The following is a 19719-nucleotide window of genomic DNA, read 5'->3' on the forward strand; positions in this document are numbered from 1 at the left end:
CTAATTCGGCGAGGTTCCATGCAGCTGTCCCTAGCCCTGGCCCGGTCGCCGCTGGAAAGCGTCCGCGACGCCCTGCTCTGCGAGTTTGGACCGCAGCGGCCGGTGGCGCGAATGGACCCCATCTCGCAACTTGTGAAATCATCGATCAGCGGCCGCACGGCCGACGCGGTGTCGTGGGCGGCGTTCCTGCGCCTGCGCGCGGCGTTCAAGTCCTGGGAGGACCTGTCGCGCGCCAAGGTCGCCCACGTCGCCATGGCCATCCAGGACGTGACCTTTCCGGAGGACAAGGCCCGCCGCCTGACCACCGCCCTGCGCATGATCGAGGAAAAGGTCGGCTGGCTCTCGCTCAACCACCTGAAGACCCTGGAGGTCGACCAGGCGCGCTGGGAGCTGCAGGCCCTGCCCGGCGTAGGCGTCAAGGTGGCCGCCTGCGTCTTGAACTTCAGCGACCTGGCGATGCGGGCCCTGGTGGTCGACACCCATGTCGACCGCGTCGCCAAGCGGATCGGCCTGGTGGGCGCGGGCGATACGACCAATACCTATCACGCGCTGATGGCGATGGCGCCGGCGACCTGGACCGCTGATGATCTCTTCGAGCTGCACTGGCTGATGAAACGCGGCCTGGGCCAGATGCTGTGCCCGCACGAGGCCCCCAAGTGCGGGGCGTGCCCGGTCAAGCAGATGTGCGCCAAGGCGGGGGTGGGCCACAGCGCCGATGTGCTGGCTTGGCGACCGAGGGGGTAGCGGGGGACGGAGGCGAGGATGGCGGATTTCGAACCGTTGAAGTGATCCCCAGTATCCCGACCTCCCCGGCGAACGCCGGGGCCCAGATTCATCTTGGGCGTTTTGGGTGTGACGCGATATTGCGCGACGCGAACGGGATAGATCGTCCGTGGTTTCGATCTGGATCCCGGCGTTCGCCGGGAAGGTCGGGTTTCTGGAGGTGCGTTAGAGGTTGCTCACGACCCGATGCGGACATCGGAAAGGTCTGTTTGTCGGTCAAGTTTCCGGTGCCCACCAACCTCAAGATCTGGATCGGAGCTGTTAGGACGCGCTGGTCGAACTAGCAGGCCAACTACCTAAAGTTCCTCGACAGCATCGAGCAGGCTAGAACTGCCGCCGCGCCATCACCCTAAGTAGTTCGGCATACACGAGCGCGAACCAATGCGCGGCCTGCGGCACGAGCATTCGGCAGACCTGCTCAGAACCGCCGATCGCGCCCAGATCAATGTTGGCCTCCGCGACTCGGTAGTGGAACATTCTATTTCTGAACTGGACGAGAAGCGAGGGCATGGCCCTAAAAGGTACCCGGAAAAGATTGTCCGTATCGGGCTCGAATTCAAATCCATCAGTTTGGTGGATACCGCACTTCTCAATCTGTTGCCGCAAAGCAGAGATCCACCTGACTTCACATCCAGAGATGGAGAAATCAAATGTAAGGCCCGATATATTCGGAGCCTGGTCCGCGATCACGGGAATTGCTGAGTTCAGTACCTTGAGATCGCCATCGCGATCATTGTTCATTAGCGATTTCAGGAAATCGTGAGATCTTTTTAAAGTCAGATTGAGTGGTGGCATATAGTAGCGGAAAGGCGACAGCGATCATTTCTAAAATTCTATAGATGTATAGAAATGATTCTGTGTACCTCCTATCCTTCTGAGCGACTAGCGCTAGAGTGAGCTCTCGCCTAAGATTCTTGAAATAATCCACGTTTTTAGAAGATAAATTCTTGATGAAGTGTTCGTACTCATCGAGAGTTAGGTCGCCTTCAAATATGAATTTTGAAATACTCTTAGGATTGCACATCCTGCGAGATTTTTGACGGAAGGAATTGCTGTTAATTGCAATGAGCCTGCCACTAGAAACCTCTTTAACATTCACGCTTCCGAGCAGCAGCCGCAAGATTTCATGAGGAGCGGCCCCATCGTCGTAGAGTCCGAATGGCTTGGGTGGAGTATATCCCGCTAATTTCGGCTCTTTAAGCGTAAGATTGACCGTCACAGCTATTCGACCAGGGTGGCTTCGTGGAACTTCTCGGTTACCTTTTCCACGTCATAGTCTCTGAATTTCTCAGCTTTCTCAAAGAACAACATTGATAGCTCGCGTCGCATCTTTCCGACATTAATCTTCGAAACGTTGATGGCGTCAAACGCCTCTTCAAACATTCTTATTAGATATTCAAAGTCGTCGACGCCAATATCTGATAGGTATTTATGACTACGCTTGGCGCCGACAGTGAATCCAATCAGATTGTTTCCGATGCGAAGCCAATCTTTACTTTTCTGACTCGCCGCGAATTTCTCGACAAGTACTAGGACATCTCTAAACGATATGTCCGCTTCTGTCAGATCGCTATCCATGACCTTGCCGACGAGAATCTCGTCGAGCTTCGACTCGATTATTCTCGAATTCTGGTTGTGAACGCTGTCAGTTAGAAAAGCAGTATAGGCCTCGGCAATATCCGCCTGTCTGAACGCGCCTGCGGGTGCCTTTGCGTTCTCAGTATCTTTCTCCGAGAACATCTCAATGCCAAGATTGGCAGTGTCGAGCATCCCCTTGGTCAGCATTTCGATCTGATGGCGAGCGGTCATTGGCTTCTGACCGTTGTTGAGGGTGATCATCCGGTACAGTAGAAGATCGTACCGCTCGGCAATAATGATGTTCATCGGCAGTGTGATCGTATCGACGAAATCATCGCTCTGGGAGGCATCTTTCAATGTATTAAGGCGTTGCATGCCATCAAGAATATAGCCATCACCAATATTGGCGTTGACGAACCGCTGCAGAGCCTGGGCGTCGAGAGATTTAGAGTGGGCGCGATTTACGAACGCCAGGGTGATCGGCGGCATCTGACACCCCTTCAGGATGTCGTTCTTCAGCCGTTCATAGAACTTTCGACGCTGAACTTTTCGTTGTTCCTCAAACTTGTTGATCAGCGGGAACAGGCTGTCGAGCGCAAAGCGGTAGGTCGTACTTCCCTGTCCCACTGCACTTTTGATCACCTGGTCTTGGCTAACGACGTAGAGTTGGATCACGCCCAGTTCCTGATTCATTGGCGGCGCTCGATCCGAGCGCGCCGCTAGAGTGTTGCCCGCCCAGGTTTCCGATGCAATCGGAGTGTAGCGTTACGTTGTGCGAAGACCGGTTTCTTGGGGTGGTCCAAGGCGGCGAACGCGACGCTTAGGTGGGCCCATGAACTGGCAATGCCCCCTAACCACCCATCCCAGACGCTCCCAACGCTCCCTACCCCGCCGCCAGTTCCGTGAACGTCTTCGTTCCGATCGGGTAGCGGCGGTAGTCGCGATAGTCGAAGTGCCACCATTCCTCGGCGTAGACGGTGAAGCCGTCCGCCTCCATGGCCTCGCGCAGGATGGCGCGCAGCGCGCGCTGCCGGCTCGTGCCGCCGACGAAGTCGGCATAGGCGCGGGTCGAGAACTCATCGTAGCGGCTGGGCATCTCGACGGGCTGGCCGGTCTTGAGGTCGTAGAGGGTCAGGTCCACCGCGCAGCCCCGGTTGTGGCGCGAGCCCTGGGCCGGGTCAGCGACGAAGACGCGGGCCTCGGGCGGCGTGGCCTCCCAGAACATCCAGGTCACGTACCAGGGCCGGTAGGCGTCATAGACCAGGAGGCCATAGCCCTTCGCCGCAAGAGCGCGATGGATGCGCGCCAGCGCCTCCGCCGCCGGGCGCTGCAGATAGGCCGCCGACGCCTCGTAGAGCGGGATGCCCATGAAGTTCTTCGCGCCAGCATAGCGGATATCGCGCTTAATGCCCGGCGTGAGGCTGGTGACCTCCACGAGATCCGAGGGCAGCTTGTCGGCCGTCTCGACCGGCGGCGTCGCCGCCAGGGCCCGCTGGCGCAGCAGGACCGGGTCGGCCCGGACGGCCTTGCGGATCGCCGACTCGACCTCGGCGCCGAAGTCGTGAAAGGCCAGAGGCTTGCCGTTCAGGCGAACCGCGCCCGTCTCCAGGATCAGCTCACCGCCGCCCGCGATGGCGTAGCGCCCCCCGCCGAGCGGGCTCAGGCGCGCGCCCTTGAAGCCCTCGCCATCGATGTGGAGCACGCCCTCCTGTTCGAAGACGGTGAAGGGCGCGGCCTTGTCGCCGTACTGCCCGATGGCGGCCAGCTCGGCGCGGCTCTGGGCGAAGGCGGCGGGCGCGGCCAGGCCGGCGGCGGTGAGCGCCAGGAAGGATCGTCGCGCAAGATCACGCATCACAGCCAAGCCCTCACACCCTTAATCGTGTCATCCCGGCCGCAGCGTAGCGGAGAGCCGGGACCCAGGGGGTGAAGAAACGCCGTGCGCACCGCCCCTGGTTCCCGGATAGCCTCTTCGAGGCTTCCGGGATGAAACAGGTGATCGCTACTTCATCGTCGGAATGACGAAGCTCGAATCCGCAACCTCGCCCTCCGGCCAGCGGGCGGTGACCGTCTTGACCTTGGTGTAGAATTTCACGCCCTCGACGCCGTGCTGGTTGGTGTCGCCGAAGGCCGAGCGCTTCCAACCGCCGAAGGTGTGATAGGCCACCGGCACCGGGATCGGCACGTTGACGCCCACCATGCCGACGTTCACTTGCGAAGCGAACTCGCGCGCGGCGCGGCCGTTGCGGGTGAAGATAGCGACGCCGTTGCCGTACTGGTGCTCGGACGGCAGGGCCATGGCTTCTTCCATGGTCTCAGCGCGGACGATCTGCAGCACCGGGCCGAAGATCTCCTCGTGATAGGTCTTCATGCCCTTCTTGACGCCGTCAAACAGCGTCGGGCCGATGAAGAAGCCCTTCTCGAAGCCCTGCAGCCTGAAGTCACGGCCGTCGACCACCAGCTCGGCGCCCTCTTCCTGGCCGATGCGGATGTAGTCGGCGATCTTGTCGCGATGCTGGGCGCTGACCACCGGGCCGTAGTGGGCGTCGGGATCGGTGGAGACGCCGACCTTCAAGGACGCGATCTCTGCGACCATGCGCTCGCGCAGTTCATCGGCGGTCTTCTGGCCGACCGGCACCACCACCGGCAGGGCCATGCAGCGCTCGCCGGCCGATCCGAAGGCCGCGCCCGACAGGTCCTTGACCACCTGGTCCATGTCGGCGTCGGGCAGGACGATGCCGTGGTTCTTGGCGCCGCCCATGGCCTGGACGCGTTTCCCGTGCGCGGTTCCCGTCTGGTAGACGTAATGGGCGATGTCGGAGCTGCCCACGAAGCTGACCGCGCGGATCAGCGGGTGGGTCAGGATGGCGTCGACGGCGCTCTTGTCGCCGTGGACGACGTTCAGCACCCCGGCGGGAGCGCCAGCCTCCATCATCAGCTCGGCCAGCTTGACCGGTACCGTCGGATCTTTCTCCGAGGGCTTGAGGATGAAGCTGTTGCCCACCGCGATGCTGATGCCGAACATCCACATCGGGATCATGGCCGGGAAGTTGAACGGCGTGATCCCCGCGCACACGCCCAGCGGCTGGCGCATCGAATAGACGTCGATGCCGGGACCCGCGCCCTCGGTGTACTCGCCCTTCAGGATGTGGGGGATGCCACAGGCGAACTCGATGACCTCGAGGCCGCGCTGGATGTCGCCCTTGGCGTCGGCGATGACCTTGCCGTGCTCGGACGACAGGATCTCGGCCAGGGTGTTCATGTCGCGCTCGATCAGGCGCTTGAACTCGAACATCACCCGGGCGCGGCGCTGCGGATTGGTCTGGGCCCAGCCGATCTGCGCCTTGGCGGCGACCTGGACGGCGGCGTCGAGCTCGGCGTCGGTCGCGAACTGGACGCGGGCCTGGACCTCGCCGGTGTTGGGATTGAAGACGTCGCCGAAGCGGCCGGAGGTTCCGACCAGGGTCTGACCGTTCACGAAATGGGCGATGTCTCGCATAATGCGCTCCCTAACGCTGTTTTGCGCGTCAATAGCACCCCAGGATCACGCCGTATCGCGCGAAATCCTGCCGAGCTACTCCGCATCGACATGCACGCGGCGGAACCGCCCCTGCAGATAGACCAGCGGCTCGTGGTCGGGGTCATACCGCAGCTTGACCACCCGTCCGACATAGACCCGGTGATCGCCCGCGTCGAAGGCGTGGTGTGTCTCGCATTCGAAATTGGCCATGCATTCGGGCAGGATCGGCACGCCGGTCCGCCAGGTCTCGGTCTCGAGGCCGGCGAAGCGGTCGGTGTCCTTCTGGACGAACTGGCGGGCCAGTTCCTGGTGCTCGGCGTGCAACACGTTGACGGCGAACTTCTGCGCCGCGTCCAGCGCCGGCAGGCTGGAGGACTTGAGGTCAACGCAGATCAGGGCCAGCGGCGGATCCAGCGACACCGAGGTGAACGAGTTCGCGGTCAGGCCCACCCTGCGGCCGTCCGGGGCCAGCGTGGTGACGACGGTGACCCCCGTCGTGAAGCACCCAAACGCGTTGCGCAGGGCCCGGGCGTCATGCTCGGCGCCCTCCCCCAGTTCGATCGTAACCGCTTTACTCATCGGCTAAGCAGTGGGGCAAAGCAGGGCGACGGGCAAGCTTTAGGGTCGTGGCGGCTCGATCAAAACGCCCGGCCGCCCCGCATCCAGGCCAAAGGTGACCGGCAGGTGACGCACATGCGGCGTCTGCAAGCCCAGCGCCTTGGCGCCGCGCGCCACGGCCAACTTGCCGAGCGCGGTCGGTCCAAAGCCCTCCTGGATACGCGGATTGGCGCCGAGACGCCGCCGCAGCACGCCGTTGGCGTAGATCACATTGGCGCGCATCAGGGCCGGCGGGGTCATGAACTCGATCGAGATCGAGACATTCAGCATCGGGCCGTTCTCGATCCGATGCGGCGCGTTCTGGCGCCAGGTGACCATCTTGCCCGGCGTCAGGTCCACCTCCTGCGCGCCCTTGTCCCATTCGGGATCGAAGGCGAACTGCTCGGCCGTCTCGCGCAGCACGATCTTCTCCAGCGCCAGATCGCCGACATAGGGATCGGCCACCGGATAGACCCACACCTTCTTCTGGCCGCGGATCTGCCACAGCGACACCAGCGGCACGTCGAGATGATAGAAGACCTGCGCATTGGCGCTGGAGATCAGCATGCCCAGATCGCGCTTGAAGGTGCGCAGGCCAGGAACGTTCGCCTCCTTGTCGGCGAAGATCTCGTCCGCCAGAGCCGCATACTCGGGCACATGATCGTTGGTCTGGCGCAGGTTCAGCCAGATGCGGCCGGTCTTGGCCGCCTCTAGCAGCTGGTCGCCGGTCAGATTGCCGGCCGAGCCCTTGCGCCAGGTCGTCCAGGCCTTGGGGTCCCCCCCCATGGTGAAGACGCCCAGCTTGTCGCGGGGATAGAGGTCGAGCAGACGCGCCAGACCTTCATCATCGAACATCGGACGCTCGTGCAGAGCGTGCTGGAACGTCAGGTTCTCGCGGCCGAAGGCCTTGGCCTTCTGCGGCGTCCAGTCGGTGATCACGCTCACGCGGTCCTCCCGTAGAATTGGATCTTGAAGGGGCCCCACCAGAAGGTCTTGCCCAGCCCTCGAGCGGCGCGGTCCAGCCACTCGGCGCGGTCCTTGGCGCGGAAGGCCCATTTCACGGCGGCGACGAGACCAAAGACGGCGGCCTGGCCCAGACCGATGACCATCCAGCGGGCGACGCCCAGACTATCGCGCGGCACGGCGGCGGCGCAGTGGGCCGAGGGCCCCTGGCCGTAGGCGAAGGCGCGCTGGATCGTGTAGCCGAGGTTCAGCCGCGACGGGACCGGGTCTTCCCAGACCCAGGCCGCCGGCTCCCAGGCGAAGCGCTTGCCCGCCGCGCCCATGTGGCCGAACAGCAGGTCGTCCTCGCCGCCGATGAAGTTGCGCTCGACCGCAAAGGGGGCGACCGGATCGGGCAGCGCCGAACGACGGATCAGGCTGTCGCCGCAGCCATAATGATAGTCGATGACGCCCGCTTCAGCGGGGCCGATGCGCGAGAAGAAGCGCTCCAGATAGTCTCGGTGCTGGTCGATATGGTCCGGCGCGCGGGCCTTGACCGGCCCGAAAACGACGTCGGCGTCGTAGCGGTCCTGGGCGGCCAGCAGCGCCGCCAGCCAGCCGCTGGGCGCTTCTTCGTCGTCGTCCAGAAAGGCGATGAGGTCGCCCGAGGCGCGCGCCATGCCGGCGTTGCGCGCGAAGGCGACGCCGGGGCGCTTCTCATTGACATAGATGACCGGACAGGGTGCGCCCTTGCCCAGGGCGTCCACCACCGGCTTGGCCGAGGGAACCTGGTCGTTGTCGACGATCACCAGCTCCAGCTCGGCGAAGTCGACGCCGACCTGGCCAAACACCGAGCGCGCCGCGACGGCCAGGCCGTCCGGACGCCGCTGGGTCGGGATCATGACCGTGACACGCGCCATCAGGCCTCCGCATGCTCTCCGCGCCCGCGCTGCGCCCGCGCCGCCACGGCTTCGACAAAGCCACGGACGCGGCCCGTCATCGTCAGCTCGGTGCTGGCGATGGCGTCCATGCGGCGACGCAGTTGACCGACAGGGCCCGCGCCGTGGGCGCCCGCCAGATTCCAGACGCTCTCCATGGAATGCGCGACGCGCCCGGCCACATTGGCGGCGGTCGCCGCGCCCTCGCCGATCTGAACGGTGCGCAGGCCATAGGCCCGCTTGTAGTGATCATGGCCGGGACCAAGATCATAGCGCGTCAGCCCCATTCCCGGCATGGCCGCGATGGCCCGCAGGAAGAAGATCTGCCCCGGAGACCAGGCGGCCATCTCGGGGTTCGTCGAGGCGATCCAGGGGTGATAGGTCGCGCCTTGTCGGATGCCAAAGTGCCCACCCACCAGGGTATCGCCGGCATAGAGGTTGATCATCAACCCCTGCATCGCGCCGCTCCGCGTCGTGAACAGGTCCGCCAACAGCTCGCGGGTCCAGTCGGCGCGCAGGAAATCATTGGCGCCCGTTCGGGCAAGCTGTTCGCGCTTCCAGTCGATCAGCAGATTGAAAGCGTCGCGCGAGACGTCGCTCGCCACCAGACGCACCGCACCGACCTCCCGGTCCAGCTTGTTGTCGAGGCGGCGGTAGTTCTTGATCTTCTTCGGGCTCTCGGCCCGAACGGCCTCCAGATAGGCCTCGACGGTCGTCCCGGTCAGGTCGATCAGATAGGCCATGCGATCGGTCTCGGGCGAGGTCGGAAACACGGCGTGGGGATCGATCAGACCCGAATAGCGGAACACGCTGACCTCGGCGGCGCGCAGGACGTCGCTGATCCGCAGTCCCGCATCGGGACGCGAGACAAGGCCATGATAGTCGGAGAGCGGCGCGCCGATCGGACGCGCCCGCCCCCCCGGCCGCCGGTGGAACGGCAGGAAACCCACGGTTTCGCCGCCGCGACGGATCACCGCGACACGAGCGTCTTCGCGAACCTTTCCAACGGCTTGTGCGAACTCATGCCCCAGAAGCGGATTGCCAAAGCCCTCCGCCGAAGCGGCAAGGCTGCGCCACAGCGCCGCGTCGGCGGGGCTCAGAAAGCTCGGATGGATAGTCTCGACGTCCAGCATGTCCAGCTGTCCTACTCCGACGCGGGTTAGGGAAAGATGGATCGCCGGCTGCAATCGACAGGCCATTCCGGGGCCCATCAACGCAAAATGGGTATCAGCCGAAGGTCGCCTTCAGAATCTTCTCCAGCCACGCCTGGTCGATCTCGTCAAAGGCCGCAGGCTTGTCGGAGTCGACATCAAACACCGCGATCAGCCTGCCGTCCGGGTCGAACACCGGGACAACGATCTCGCTCTGAGAACGACCATCGCAGGCGATGTGTCCGGGAAAGGCATGCACGTCCGGCACCAGTTGGGTCTGGCCTGTCGCCGCCGCCGCGCCGCAAACACCGCGACCAAAGGCGATCCGCAGGCAGCCCAGTGTGCCCTGATACGGCCCGACCACCAGCTCGCGCTCTTTGGTGGGATCGACCACGTAAAAGCCTGCCCAGAAATAGCTGTCGAAGCTGTTGGCCAGCATCGAAGCCACGGTGGCCATGCGAGCGGTCAGGTTCGGCTCGCCATCCAGAACGGACGCGATCTCGTCGGCCACCTCGGCGTAGCGGGTGGCCTTGTCGGCGGAGAGGGTGATGTCGTTGAACGCTTCGGCCATGGCGCGGATATAGCGTGGCCTTCGCGATATGTCAGAGGGCGGCGCAGAATTCCTCAGGGCGTGGCGCCTGCCCCCAAGCCCCGGTCCACGTCCCTGTGGATCGTCGAAGAGGCGCCCTTCCGCCCGCGCCGCGAATCCCGCGACGGTGACCAACGCAAGGTGACCCGGACGACCGCCGGGCGCGTAGAGGGGATTGAGCATGGCCGACGGATCGAGCGCTTTTGGCGAACCGGACGTGCGCTTCGTGAGCCTCTATCACCACGATGGCCGGTTCGTGCGGCGGGAAGGCGCCTTTGCTTTCTGCCGCCGTGACGCGGACGGTGGACGCACGGTTCTGCACCTTGAATCGGCCGCCGACATCAGCCGTGTGGCGACCCCCGGTCACGCCCATTGGGACTGGGCCGTCGCCAATGGCATGAATGAGCTCCTGGTCAGCGTTCGCGAAGCCGAAAAGGCCCAGAACGGTATCGCTCTGTCAGAGCTCCGTTTCGCCCTGCGCACGGCTGAGAGCGGTCAGGCCTAGAACTCCTCCCATTCCCCGGGACGGGAGCTGGGGGCGACCTTCAGGGCGTTGGCGCCCTGCACGTAGCGCTGCCGGAAGCTCTCGCGCGTCGGAGCGGTGGCCGGACGCGACGTGGAGATGGCTGGACGTTCGGAGCGCGTCTGCAGCTCGTGGACTTCCGCGCCGACCTGGAAGCGAGCGATCAGACGTTCCAGCTGAGCAGCCTCGTTCGACAGCGCATGGCTGGCGGCCGTAGATTGCTCGACCATGGCGGCGTTCTGCTGGGTGACCTGGTCCATCTGGTTCACCGCCTGGTTTACCTCGGCCAGACCAACGGCCTGCTCCTTGGACGAAGCGGCGATCTCGCCGACCAGTTCGTTGATCTCGGCCACCTGGACCAGGATTTCGCGCAAGGTCTCGCCGGTCTCGCCGACCAGTTTCACGCCCTTGCCGACCTGCTGGGTCGAGGCGCTGATCAGGCCCTTGATCTCCTTGGCGGCGTCCGCCGAGCGCTGCGCCAGGGCGCGCACTTCCTGGGCGACCACCGCGAAACCACGACCAGCCTCGCCCGCGCGCGCCGCCTCGACGCCGGCGTTCAGGGCCAGAAGGTTGGTCTGGAAGGCAATCTCGTCGATGACGCCGATGATCTGGGTGATCGACTGCGAAGACCGCTCGATACCGCCCATCGCCTCAACCGCCTCCTCGACCACCGCACCGCTCCGCTCGGCGGCGGCCTTGGCCGTCATGGTGACTTGTCGCGCACGTTCGGCGCCTTCTGAACTGCGGCGCACGGTGGCCGTGATCTGGTCGAGCGCGGCGGCGGTCTGCTCCAGGCCGGCGGCCTGGCGCTCGGTGCGCTGGGCCAGATCGTCAGCGGCGATGCTGATCTCGGCGCAACCGCTCTTGATGCTGCGCGCGGCGGTAAGGATGCCCGCCATGGTGGCCTGAAGGCTCTCGACCGCAGCGTTGAAGTCACGCGGCATCTTCACCGCATCGCCTTGGAACTCCTCCTCGCGCATACGCCAGATGAGGTCGCCATCGGCCAGGCGCTCCATGCCTTCGCCGAGCTTGGCGACAGATCGGGCCTGCGCCTGGGCGAAGGCTTCCGCTTCCTCGGCGTGCCTTTGTCGTTCGATTTCGGCGGCGGCCCGCTCGGCCTCCTGCTCGGCGCGCCGGCGCTGGCCGTCGGCCAGATCGTGGCGGAAACCATCGAGCGCCCGCGCGATCGCGCCGATCTCATCGCCCCCGTCAACGCCGGGCACGGCCTCGTCATAGCGACCGGCGCTCAACTTATCGACGGACCGTGTCAGACCGGTCAGCGGGGTCTTCACGAGGGTTGCGCTGGCCAGGAACAAGGCCGCCAGAACCGCCAGGGTGATCAGCACGCCGCCGGCGAACAGGATCTTGGCCAAGCGATCTGCGGGACCTGTGATCGCCGCCACCGGGACATCCATCACCAGCGCCCAGCGGGCGTTCAGTTCGGGAATCGCAATCGGGCGGACAATACGGATCATCGGCGTATCGCCATCGGCGACGCCCTTGACCTCGACAGCGGCGCCGCCGGCCAAGACGCCCCGCACGGCGTCGGCGCCGGTGTCTGCGTAAGGCTTCATCCGTTGTTCGGGATCAGGGTGCGCCACCCACTGCCCCGCCGACGACAGCAGCATCACCCGTCCGCCGTCGAGGGGATGCATCTGCCCCAGCACCGTCGACAGATTGTCCAGCGACATGTCAAGGCCAGCCACGCCGATCATGCGCCCGCCCGACTTGACCGGATAGGCCACCGAGGTCATCGCCACCTGCTTGCCGGCGATGCTGTCGAAATAGGGCTCGGTCAGGCGCGGCTCACCGCTCTTGGCCGTGTCGTTGTAATAGTCTTCGGCGAAATCCGAGCCGTCGGATTGCAGCTCCAGTGTGGGCTGGCCAGCGTCGTTGACCCAGTAGACCGAGAAGCGACCATCCTTGTTGGACGCGGTCGCCGCGTCGCCGATGTGATCGGCGTCCTTGCCGTCCAGCCCATTGGGCTCGGCCATCAGCCAGGCGCCCATGACGCTCTTGGTGGCCATGGCGTTCGGCTTGACCAGCGCCATGAACTTGTCGCGTTCGGTCAGCCCGGCCTCATGCGCGGCTGAGATCGACCCCTGCATGGCCTTGGCGGCCGCTGCGGCTGCGTTGATGTCGGCCGTCACCTGCTCGATCGCCTCGTCCGCCACCGCCCCGGCGTACTGATTGGTGAGCTGTGAAACGATCGCGCTGGTGTGAGACGACACCGCCACAGCCGCGGCGACAAGCAGGAGTCCGATCGCAAGACCCGCCACGAGGACCAGTTTCCAGGCGATGGTCAGTCGACGGAACGCTTTCATAACAAAGGCCTCCGGCCGTGAGCTAGGCGATTACGCCCAAGTTCACGGCCTAATGCCTAAAGGCCCGTTAACCACGTTTCAGGAATGCGCGACCGCGACATTGTCGCGCACCTTTTTGGTCCCTCTAGCGCGCGTACCGCGCCTTCACGGGCGCATAGTTGTCCCAGACCTGCCCGTCGCTGACCGACCGCAGCAGCTTAACGTACTCAGCGTGGCTCCAGGCCAGGGGCGTGGCCGAATCGGTCCCTTCGCCCCGGATATAGCCATGAGCGCTCTGCGCCCCGACGCCGTCCCAGACCTGCTCTGGGATCATCAGCCCGTCGTTGGCGAACAACTCCATCGCCTTGACGTAGGTCTGGCGGATCTTCGTCAGGGCGGCAGGATCGGGCTTGCCCGAGAGGCCCGCCAAGGCCAGCTCGTAGTGTCCACGCTCGCCAGTGAAGATCGGCCACACCCGGCCCCTTTGACCGGAACGCATCTGGTTGTCGGCGCCGTAGTTCGCGCCGGTCTTGGTGTCCTCGCCGTAGCCGTCGACACCGTAGCGGCGCCAGCCGGGGAAGCTGCCCTCCACGCCCGTGAACGTGAAGCTGTAGCGAACGCGGTAGAGGTCTTCGAGAGCCTCGTCATCAATCTCCGGAAGGCTGGCCAGGATCGCCGGATCATCGGCCCGGCGCACGCCATAGCGCACCAACTCCAGGAAGCCCGCGTCCAGCATCTTGTCCTCGGCCACCGGGGCCTGGCCGTTGCGCGCCTCGACCGGGCTCTTGTTGTTCGGGTCCTGGTCGCTGTTGAGACGCAGATAGTAGTGGCCGTCGCCGAAGGTCCCCTTCGTCGTGACCATCCGGGCCTCGAGCTGGCCGGCGTAGTCGTCGGCGGTCTTGCGATAGAGCTCGGCCGAGCCGGCGTCGCCGGCGGCGTCGGCGATGTCTCCGGCGACCACCAGGCCCGCGATCACGGCGGCGGTCGTCGAGGGCGAGTGGCCGCCCTGCTCCTCCCAGCGCTCCTGCTGGGTGAAGGGCGGGGTGATGGTCGCGGTGTTCCAGTCCAGATTGACCTTGCCGCCCTTGACCAGGAAATCGGCCGCCGGCTTCAGCATCTGGCCGTAGAACGCCTTCAGCTCGGCGTCCGGCAGCCAGCCCAGCTTCCAGAGCTTCCAGCCCAGCATGATCGGCATGGCCGTCTGGTCGAGCTGGACGCCGACCCACTCGGGCGTGCCGTCGACATGCGACTTCTGCAGGAACCAGCCGCCGTCGCCCTTGTTGCCCGGCGTCTTGGGCCCGACCTGAACCGTGGGCAGATAGTGGAAGGCCGCCAACGGCGTCTCCTTGTCGCCCAGAGCCGCCAGCGCCATGGCGCACTGATAGAAGTCGCGCGGCCAGACGGCCTTGTAGCCGGTCGAGGACTTGGTGGCGTCGACCGTGTCGCCCCAGGGATTGGACAGCGAGGCGATCAGCGCGCCGGCATGGGTGCGGTCCTCCTGCACCTTCAGCATCAGGGCGCTGGCCTGGAGAAGCTTGCCGCCGTCTTCCGACGCTTCGCGCAGACGCGGCAGTGCGTTGAGCGAGGCCAGATAGTCCTCCCAGCCCACATGCGCGCCCTCGCCGTTGTAGCGCGCCAGCACCTCGGCGTAGCCGGTCTTCAGCGTGGCGGCGGCGGCCTGGTCGGCGGTCTTGGCGTCAGGGCCGAAACCGATCACGACGTCAAAGGTCTCGGACTTGGCGACCTTGGGCAGTTGCCCCGCCAGGACGATCGCGCCCTCGGCCGAGCCGGTGGTCGCCTTCAACGCGGCCAGGGCGTCGCCGTCCTTGAGCACACTGGCCGAGGCCTTGGCGAACGGCTTGCTGGCCTTGAGGCTGAGGAACGCCTTGCCCTCGCTTGCCGTCAGCGCCGAGGTCGAGGCCGCGCCGATGTCGCCGCCGCCGGTGTTGGCCATGTGCGGCTCCAGCAGCAGGGTCGGCGTCACCGCGCCCTTCAGGGCCGTCACCGTCAAGCGCACGAACAGCGCATTGCGATCGGGATCGGTGAAGATCCGCTTTTCGATGACGAAGCGGCCTTGGCGGTCGGTGGTGGTGATCTTGTAGGCGGGCGACAGCGGCCGTCCGGCGGCGTCGACATGCAGGTATTCGGTCTTGGAGGTCGTGTCGGCGCCCTCGACGGCGACGCCGGTCGCGGTCTCGACGGCCACCCGCATCTGCTTGATCTGGGCCTCATGGATCAGGCCGTACATCGTCTCGGTGAGGACGCCGTCGGCGATCGAGAACCAGACCTTCGACACCGCCCCGGTCTTGCCACCGGCCTTGTAGGCGCCGTCGACATAGGCCTCGTAGGACGCGCCCACGCCGGTCTTGGCGGAATAGGCCCAGGTGGTGGGCGCGGCCTGGGCGGCGGTGGCGATCAGGGTCGCGGCCGAAGCCAGGGCGAGAGCTTTCAGGGTCGTCATGGGGTACGGCCTCTTCAAACGGAGCCCGCGGGGGACGCGAGCAGGAACTGCAGGGGACGGGCGAGGCGAGCCCGCCAGGAGGGTTCGTCGTGCGCGGCGCCCGGAAAGCCCCGCGTGAGGATGTCGCGGCCTTGGACATAGCCCTTGGCCGCAAAGACGGCGTCGGCGACGGCCTGATACGGCGCATAGGCTGCGTCGAGGCCCTCCGTGCCCCAGTCGAACCACCAACGCGGCGCTGTCGGACCCGCAGCGGGCGCGCCCGCTTCCAGGAAGCTGCGGATCGCTTGGCTGACCGGATTGAACCAGGCCGGATCCAGGAGGCTTGCCTTGTCCGCCAGGAGAAGCGGCCAGTGGGTGGAGAGGCACCCGACCCGACCAAAGATCTCGGGGTGCTTCATGCCGGCGTAGAGCGAGATGAGCCCGCCCATGCTGGATCCCATGATCGTCGTCGCCTCCCGCTCGGGACGGGTGCGATAGCGCGCGTCAATCAGCGGCTTCAGCTCGCCGACCAGGAACTGCAAATAGGCGTCAGACGCCAACGGGCCGTCCAACTGCGCCCGTGCGCGGGCCGCAGCGGAGGGTTCAAGCCTGGCTGCGAGATCTTCCGGCGCGTACTCCCGAAAACGCTTGGCGGTGTTCCAGACACCGACCACCAGCGTGGGCGGGATCACGCCGCGGGCGATCAGGTCGCCGAGACTCTCGTCGACGCCCCACTCGCCGAACGGCGCGATCTTGGAGTCGAACAGGTTCTGGCCGTCGTGCATGTAGAGCACGGCGTGCGGCGTCCGACCGTCATAGGTCGGCGGCAGCCAAACCGAAACCTTGCGCGTGTCGACAAAGCGCGAGGTGACGGCCGGAACAAGCTCGATCCGGCCGGTCGCCACGCCCGCTTGGACCGGCGGGGCCGCCAGGCCCGCCAGCGTCAAACCCAGGAAGGCGCGGCGCGCGATCACGTCCGATCCTCCACGGCGAACGTCGCCAGGGCGGCGATTACGAATCCGGCCGCGCCCAGCGCCAGCGCATAGATCGCCTGTCCCTCGAAGAAGGTCTTGAGCAGCAGCCCCAGCAGGGTCGCCGCCAGCAATTGGGGGATGACGATGAAGAAGTTGAAGATGCCCATGTAGACGCCCATTTTCCGCGCCGGCAGGGCTCCGGCGAGGATCGAGTACGGGGCCGAGAGGATCGAGCTCCAGGCGAATCCGACGCCCACCATGCCGATCAAGAGCAGCTTGGGATCGCGGATCACCAGGAAGGACATCAGACCCAGCGCGCCGAGGCACAGGCAGATGGCGTGGCTGACGCGCCGGTTGGTGATCTTGACCATCAGGGGAATGAGCAAGGCCGCCAGCGCCGCCACGCCGTTATAGACCGCGAACAGGACGCCGACCCAGTCCGCGCCGTCGTTATAGGCCTTGGACGCGGTGTCGGCCGCCTGGAAGTGGACGGTGGCCACGGCGGGCGTCGTGTAGATCCACATGGCGAAAAGGCCAAACCACGAGAAGAACTGCACCACCGCCAGCCGCCGCATGGTCTTGGGCATGCGAAAGGCGTCGGCCAGCACCTCGGAAAAGCCGTTGTCGGTGCGGCCGATGCGCTTCAACCCCGCCCCCGCCAAGCCGGCGACGCCGAAACCGAACAGCAGAGCGGCCAGGACGTAGAGCTCCTTCTCAAGGCCGGCGCTCAGGACAACCAGCGCCAGAGCAACGCCGAGCACGGCGCCGCCAACCCCGAGCGTGACATAGGCCTTGCCCGACGGTTCGGCTTCCACAGGCGCGCCGAGCCCAGCGGCCTCGCGCTCGGCGGTCTCGAAGGCGGAAAGCTGCTCGGGGCTGTATTCGCGGGTGGTGAACACCGTCCACAAAACCGCCAGCAGCAAGCCCGCCCCGCCGGTGTAGAAGGCGATCCGCACCGAGTCCGGCACCTGGCCGGCGGGCGCGGTGTTGGCCACGTCGAACCAGTTGGTCAGCATCCAGGGCAGGGCCGAGGCTAGCACCGCGCCCAGCCCGATGAAGAAGCTCTGCATCGCATAGCCGGTGGCGCGCTGCTCGTCGGGCAGGTTGTCGCCGACAAAGGCGCGGAACGGCTCCATGGTGATGTTGATCGAGGCGTCCATGATCCAGAGCGCCGCCGCCGCCACCCACAGCGTGGGCGAGTTGGGCATGACCAGCAGCGCCAGGGTGGTCAGGATCGCGCCCCAGAAGAAGTAGGGCCGGCGTCGCCCGAAGCGCCCCCAGGTCTTGTCGCTGAAATGACCGATAATCGGCTGAACCAGCAGCCCCGTGGCCGGCGCGGCGATCCACAGGATCGCAAGGTGGTTCACATCCACGCCGAGAGACTGGAAGATGCGGCTGGTGTTGGCGTTCTGCAGGCCGAAACCGATCTGGATTCCGAAGAATCCAAAGCACATGTTCCAGATCTGCAGGAAACTGAGCCTTTGCCTGGCCATCGGTCCTCCGCCGCCCCGACCGCCGGTTAGCCCGGCTGGTTCGCAAAATTTTTCATTGCGCTTTGCAGGCTATATTTGCGCACGCACCGCCGTCACACGCAACGTCAAATGCATGACTGATTGAGTAATTTTGACATTCAGGAATTCCCAAAAAGCGCCGGATCGCTCGTAGCGCCACCAGTTGACCGCGAATCTTTGCATTAGTTTTCAATGTCGAATTTCGACCCAGGGCCGGCGAGGCGCGCTTGCAAACGCCGTCGAAGCGCGTCTTATGGGGCTCTGAAAATATTTGCAGAAATCTTTGCATTAGGGGCGAGTTCGGAGTGAGCAAGGGCGCGACGCGACTGGAAGACTTGGCCAAGTTGGCGGGCGTTTCGATCTCGACCGCCTCGCGCGCCCTCAACGATAGCCCGGCCGTCAACAAGCGCACCAAACAGCTTATCTGGAAGCTCGCGCGCGAGATGGACTACCCCTTCCGCCGCTATATGCCCGCCGGTCCGATCGGCGCCGAGGCGACCATCGCCATCGTCACCCCGCGCCCCCAGGGCCGGGGCAGCAGCATGTCGGATCCGTTCTTCCTCGAACTCTTGGCCGGCGTCGGCGAGGCGGCCCGCGAGCGCGGCTGCGACGTCATCCTGTCCCACATCGCGCCGACCAACTTCGACGACCTTTCCGAGGCCATGACCACCAGCCGGGCCGAGGGCGTGATCTTCCTGGGGCAAAGCTCGCTGCACGCAGCGTTCAATCGTCTGGCCGAGACCGAGAACCGCTTCGTGGTCTGGGGCGCGCAACTGCCGGACCAGAACTACTGCTCGGTCGGCTCCGACAACGTCATGGGCGGTCGTCGCGCGACGCTGCACCTGCAGCGCCTGGGCCGCAAACGCATCGTCTTCCTGGGCGACACCGAGGCGCCCGAAGCCATGCAGCGCCATCGCGGCTATCTCGACGCCCTGGAGCACGTCAAGCTGGGCGTCGATCCCGACCTGATCGTACCGGCCCACTTCGAGGTCGAGTCGGCCGAGGCCGCCGTCGACAGCCTGATCCACAATGGCGTCGCGTTCGACGGCGTCGTCGCGGCTTCGGACCTGATCGCCCTGGGCGCGATCCGCGCCTTGAAGCACGCCGGGCTGTCGGTCCCGGGCGATGTCTCGGTGATGGGCTTCGACAATGTTCCGTTCAGCCGCTACGCCAGCCCGGCCCTGTCGACCATCGCCCAGGACACGACCAAGGCCGGCAAACTCATGGTCTCCAAACTGCTCGACAGCGGCGAACGGGCCAGCCGCTCGGAGCGCGTGCCGACGGATCTGATCATCCGGGAAAGCTGCGGAGGCTGAAGCCTGGCTCGGGACGACGCGGAAGCGGCGCCTAGGGCGCGGCCGCGTGATCGATGCTGAACGTTCGTGCCATCCGCCAATGTCCGTCAGCGCCAAGCCGCCAGAGGATTGAGAACCGCGCGCTACCGGCCAACCGTTCCGCGCCGTCGCCCCTTCGCTCGTAGAAGCGATGCGCCCCCTCCTCCACGGCGCCGAAGCCCGGGATGGCGTAAACCTTCAGCGTTTCGGGGATCAGCTCGCGGCGAGACCGCCAGGCGTCCGGCGCAAGCTTGGCGGCGCAGCTCTTGGCGTAGTCGGCGACAAAGGCCTCGCGATCCATGGCGCCGCCCTTGTCGTGGTAGAACTCCATGTCGTCCGTCACGAGGGCCGCCAGGGCGGCCGGATCGCACTTGGCGAACATGACGTTGAACAGCACGGCGTCACGCGCCGCGATGGTCTGGGTCAGACCGGGCTCCGGCGAGGCCAGAACCGAGGTCGCGACGAAGGCGGCGAGAATGGCGGACATCGCAGCTCCACGGCTTTGCGCAGCCCTGGATCCTGCATTCGCCGCTCAATGT

At 65.2% G+C, this 19719-nt stretch carries 18 protein-coding genes; 3 read left to right on the forward strand and 15 right to left on the reverse strand.

Annotated elements, in window-relative coordinates; genetic code table 11:
* Nucleotides 1-18: 18 nt before the first annotated feature.
* Entirely contained in the window at nt 19-744 is a 726-nt protein-coding gene (locus tag OVA11_RS14820) for an endonuclease III domain-containing protein (RefSeq protein WP_268068069.1), read from the forward strand.
* Nucleotides 745-1107: 363 nt separating this feature from the next.
* Here the strand turns inward: OVA11_RS14820 and OVA11_RS14825 are convergent, their stop codons facing one another.
* From OVA11_RS14825 to OVA11_RS14870, 10 genes are all read right to left on the reverse strand, one after another.
* The gene (locus tag OVA11_RS14825; protein ID WP_268068070.1) at nt 1108-1524 is read right to left on the reverse strand and encodes a hypothetical protein; all 417 of its coding nucleotides are present in this window, start codon (nt 1522-1524) and stop codon (nt 1108-1110) included.
* Nucleotides 1514-2002 (reverse strand): hypothetical protein, encoded by a 489-nt coding sequence (locus tag OVA11_RS14830; RefSeq protein WP_268068071.1) that lies wholly within the window; start codon nt 2000-2002, stop codon nt 1514-1516. The genes OVA11_RS14825 and OVA11_RS14830 overlap by 11 nt, the downstream gene beginning before the upstream one ends.
* Nucleotides 2003-2004: 2 nt before the next feature.
* On the reverse strand, nt 2005-3054 hold the full coding sequence (locus OVA11_RS14835) for a hypothetical protein (RefSeq protein ID WP_268068072.1): 1050 nt from the start codon (nt 3052-3054) through the stop codon (nt 2005-2007).
* A gap of 190 nt (nt 3055-3244) precedes the next feature.
* Entirely contained in the window at nt 3245-4213 is a 969-nt protein-coding gene (locus tag OVA11_RS14840; protein WP_268068073.1) for a M15 family metallopeptidase, read from the reverse strand.
* 147 nt (nt 4214-4360) lie between these two features.
* Nucleotides 4361-5857 (reverse strand): CoA-acylating methylmalonate-semialdehyde dehydrogenase, encoded by a 1497-nt coding sequence (locus OVA11_RS14845; protein WP_268068074.1) that lies wholly within the window; start codon nt 5855-5857, stop codon nt 4361-4363.
* A 75-nt stretch (nt 5858-5932) separates the two neighbouring features.
* Nucleotides 5933-6457 (reverse strand): flavin reductase family protein, encoded by a 525-nt coding sequence (locus tag OVA11_RS14850; RefSeq protein WP_268068075.1) that lies wholly within the window; start codon nt 6455-6457, stop codon nt 5933-5935.
* A gap of 39 nt (nt 6458-6496) precedes the next feature.
* Nucleotides 6497-7531: a hypothetical protein gene (locus OVA11_RS14855; protein ID WP_268068076.1), complete on the reverse strand. Its 1035-nt coding sequence runs from the start codon at nt 7529-7531 to the stop codon at nt 6497-6499.
* Entirely contained in the window at nt 7417-8337 is a 921-nt protein-coding gene (locus tag OVA11_RS14860) for a glycosyltransferase family 2 protein (RefSeq protein ID WP_268068077.1), read from the reverse strand. The genes OVA11_RS14855 and OVA11_RS14860 overlap by 115 nt, the downstream gene beginning before the upstream one ends.
* Nucleotides 8337-9488 (reverse strand): GNAT family N-acetyltransferase, encoded by a 1152-nt coding sequence (locus OVA11_RS14865; RefSeq protein ID WP_268068078.1) that lies wholly within the window; start codon nt 9486-9488, stop codon nt 8337-8339. The genes OVA11_RS14860 and OVA11_RS14865 overlap by 1 nt, the downstream gene beginning before the upstream one ends.
* Before the next feature lie 94 nt (nt 9489-9582).
* Entirely contained in the window at nt 9583-10077 is a 495-nt protein-coding gene (locus OVA11_RS14870; RefSeq protein WP_012640456.1) for a GAF domain-containing protein, read from the reverse strand.
* Between the two features lie 193 nt (nt 10078-10270).
* On the opposite strand from OVA11_RS14870, the gene OVA11_RS14875 reads away from it, so the two are divergent.
* The gene (locus OVA11_RS14875) at nt 10271-10600 is read left to right on the forward strand and encodes a hypothetical protein (protein WP_010920141.1); all 330 of its coding nucleotides are present in this window, start codon (nt 10271-10273) and stop codon (nt 10598-10600) included.
* Here the strand turns inward: OVA11_RS14875 and OVA11_RS14880 are convergent.
* The 4 genes from OVA11_RS14880 to OVA11_RS14895 form a co-directional block, all read right to left on the reverse strand.
* Nucleotides 10597-12942 carry a methyl-accepting chemotaxis protein gene (locus OVA11_RS14880; protein ID WP_268068079.1) on the reverse strand — a complete coding sequence of 782 codons (2346 nt, stop codon included), beginning with the start codon at nt 12940-12942 and terminating at the stop codon, nt 10597-10599. The two genes, OVA11_RS14875 and OVA11_RS14880, sit on opposite strands and share 4 nt — an antisense overlap.
* A gap of 124 nt (nt 12943-13066) precedes the next feature.
* Nucleotides 13067-15382 carry a glucan 1,4-alpha-glucosidase gene (locus OVA11_RS14885; protein ID WP_268068080.1) on the reverse strand — a complete coding sequence of 772 codons (2316 nt, stop codon included), beginning with the start codon at nt 15380-15382 and terminating at the stop codon, nt 13067-13069.
* Nucleotides 15383-15396: 14 nt separating this feature from the next.
* A complete protein-coding gene (locus OVA11_RS14890) occupies nt 15397-16335 on the reverse strand; it encodes an alpha/beta hydrolase (protein ID WP_268068081.1) in 939 nt (312 codons plus the stop codon).
* The gene (locus tag OVA11_RS14895) at nt 16332-17828 is read right to left on the reverse strand and encodes an MFS transporter (RefSeq protein ID WP_268068082.1); all 1497 of its coding nucleotides are present in this window, start codon (nt 17826-17828) and stop codon (nt 16332-16334) included. The genes OVA11_RS14890 and OVA11_RS14895 overlap by 4 nt, the downstream gene beginning before the upstream one ends.
* A gap of 245 nt (nt 17829-18073) precedes the next feature.
* Here OVA11_RS14895 and OVA11_RS14900 point away from each other — a divergent pair, with 245 nt between their 5' ends.
* A complete protein-coding gene (locus OVA11_RS14900) occupies nt 18074-19162 on the forward strand; it encodes a LacI family DNA-binding transcriptional regulator (RefSeq protein ID WP_268068083.1) in 1089 nt (362 codons plus the stop codon).
* A gap of 31 nt (nt 19163-19193) precedes the next feature.
* Here the strand turns inward: OVA11_RS14900 and OVA11_RS14905 are convergent, their stop codons facing one another.
* On the reverse strand, nt 19194-19667 hold the full coding sequence (locus OVA11_RS14905) for a nuclear transport factor 2 family protein (RefSeq protein WP_268068084.1): 474 nt from the start codon (nt 19665-19667) through the stop codon (nt 19194-19196).
* Between the last annotated feature and the right edge of the window lie 52 nt (nt 19668-19719).

Origin of the sequence: Caulobacter sp. SL161 (assembly GCF_026672375.1) — a bacterium.
In the GTDB taxonomy this organism is placed as follows: domain Bacteria; phylum Pseudomonadota; class Alphaproteobacteria; order Caulobacterales; family Caulobacteraceae; genus Caulobacter.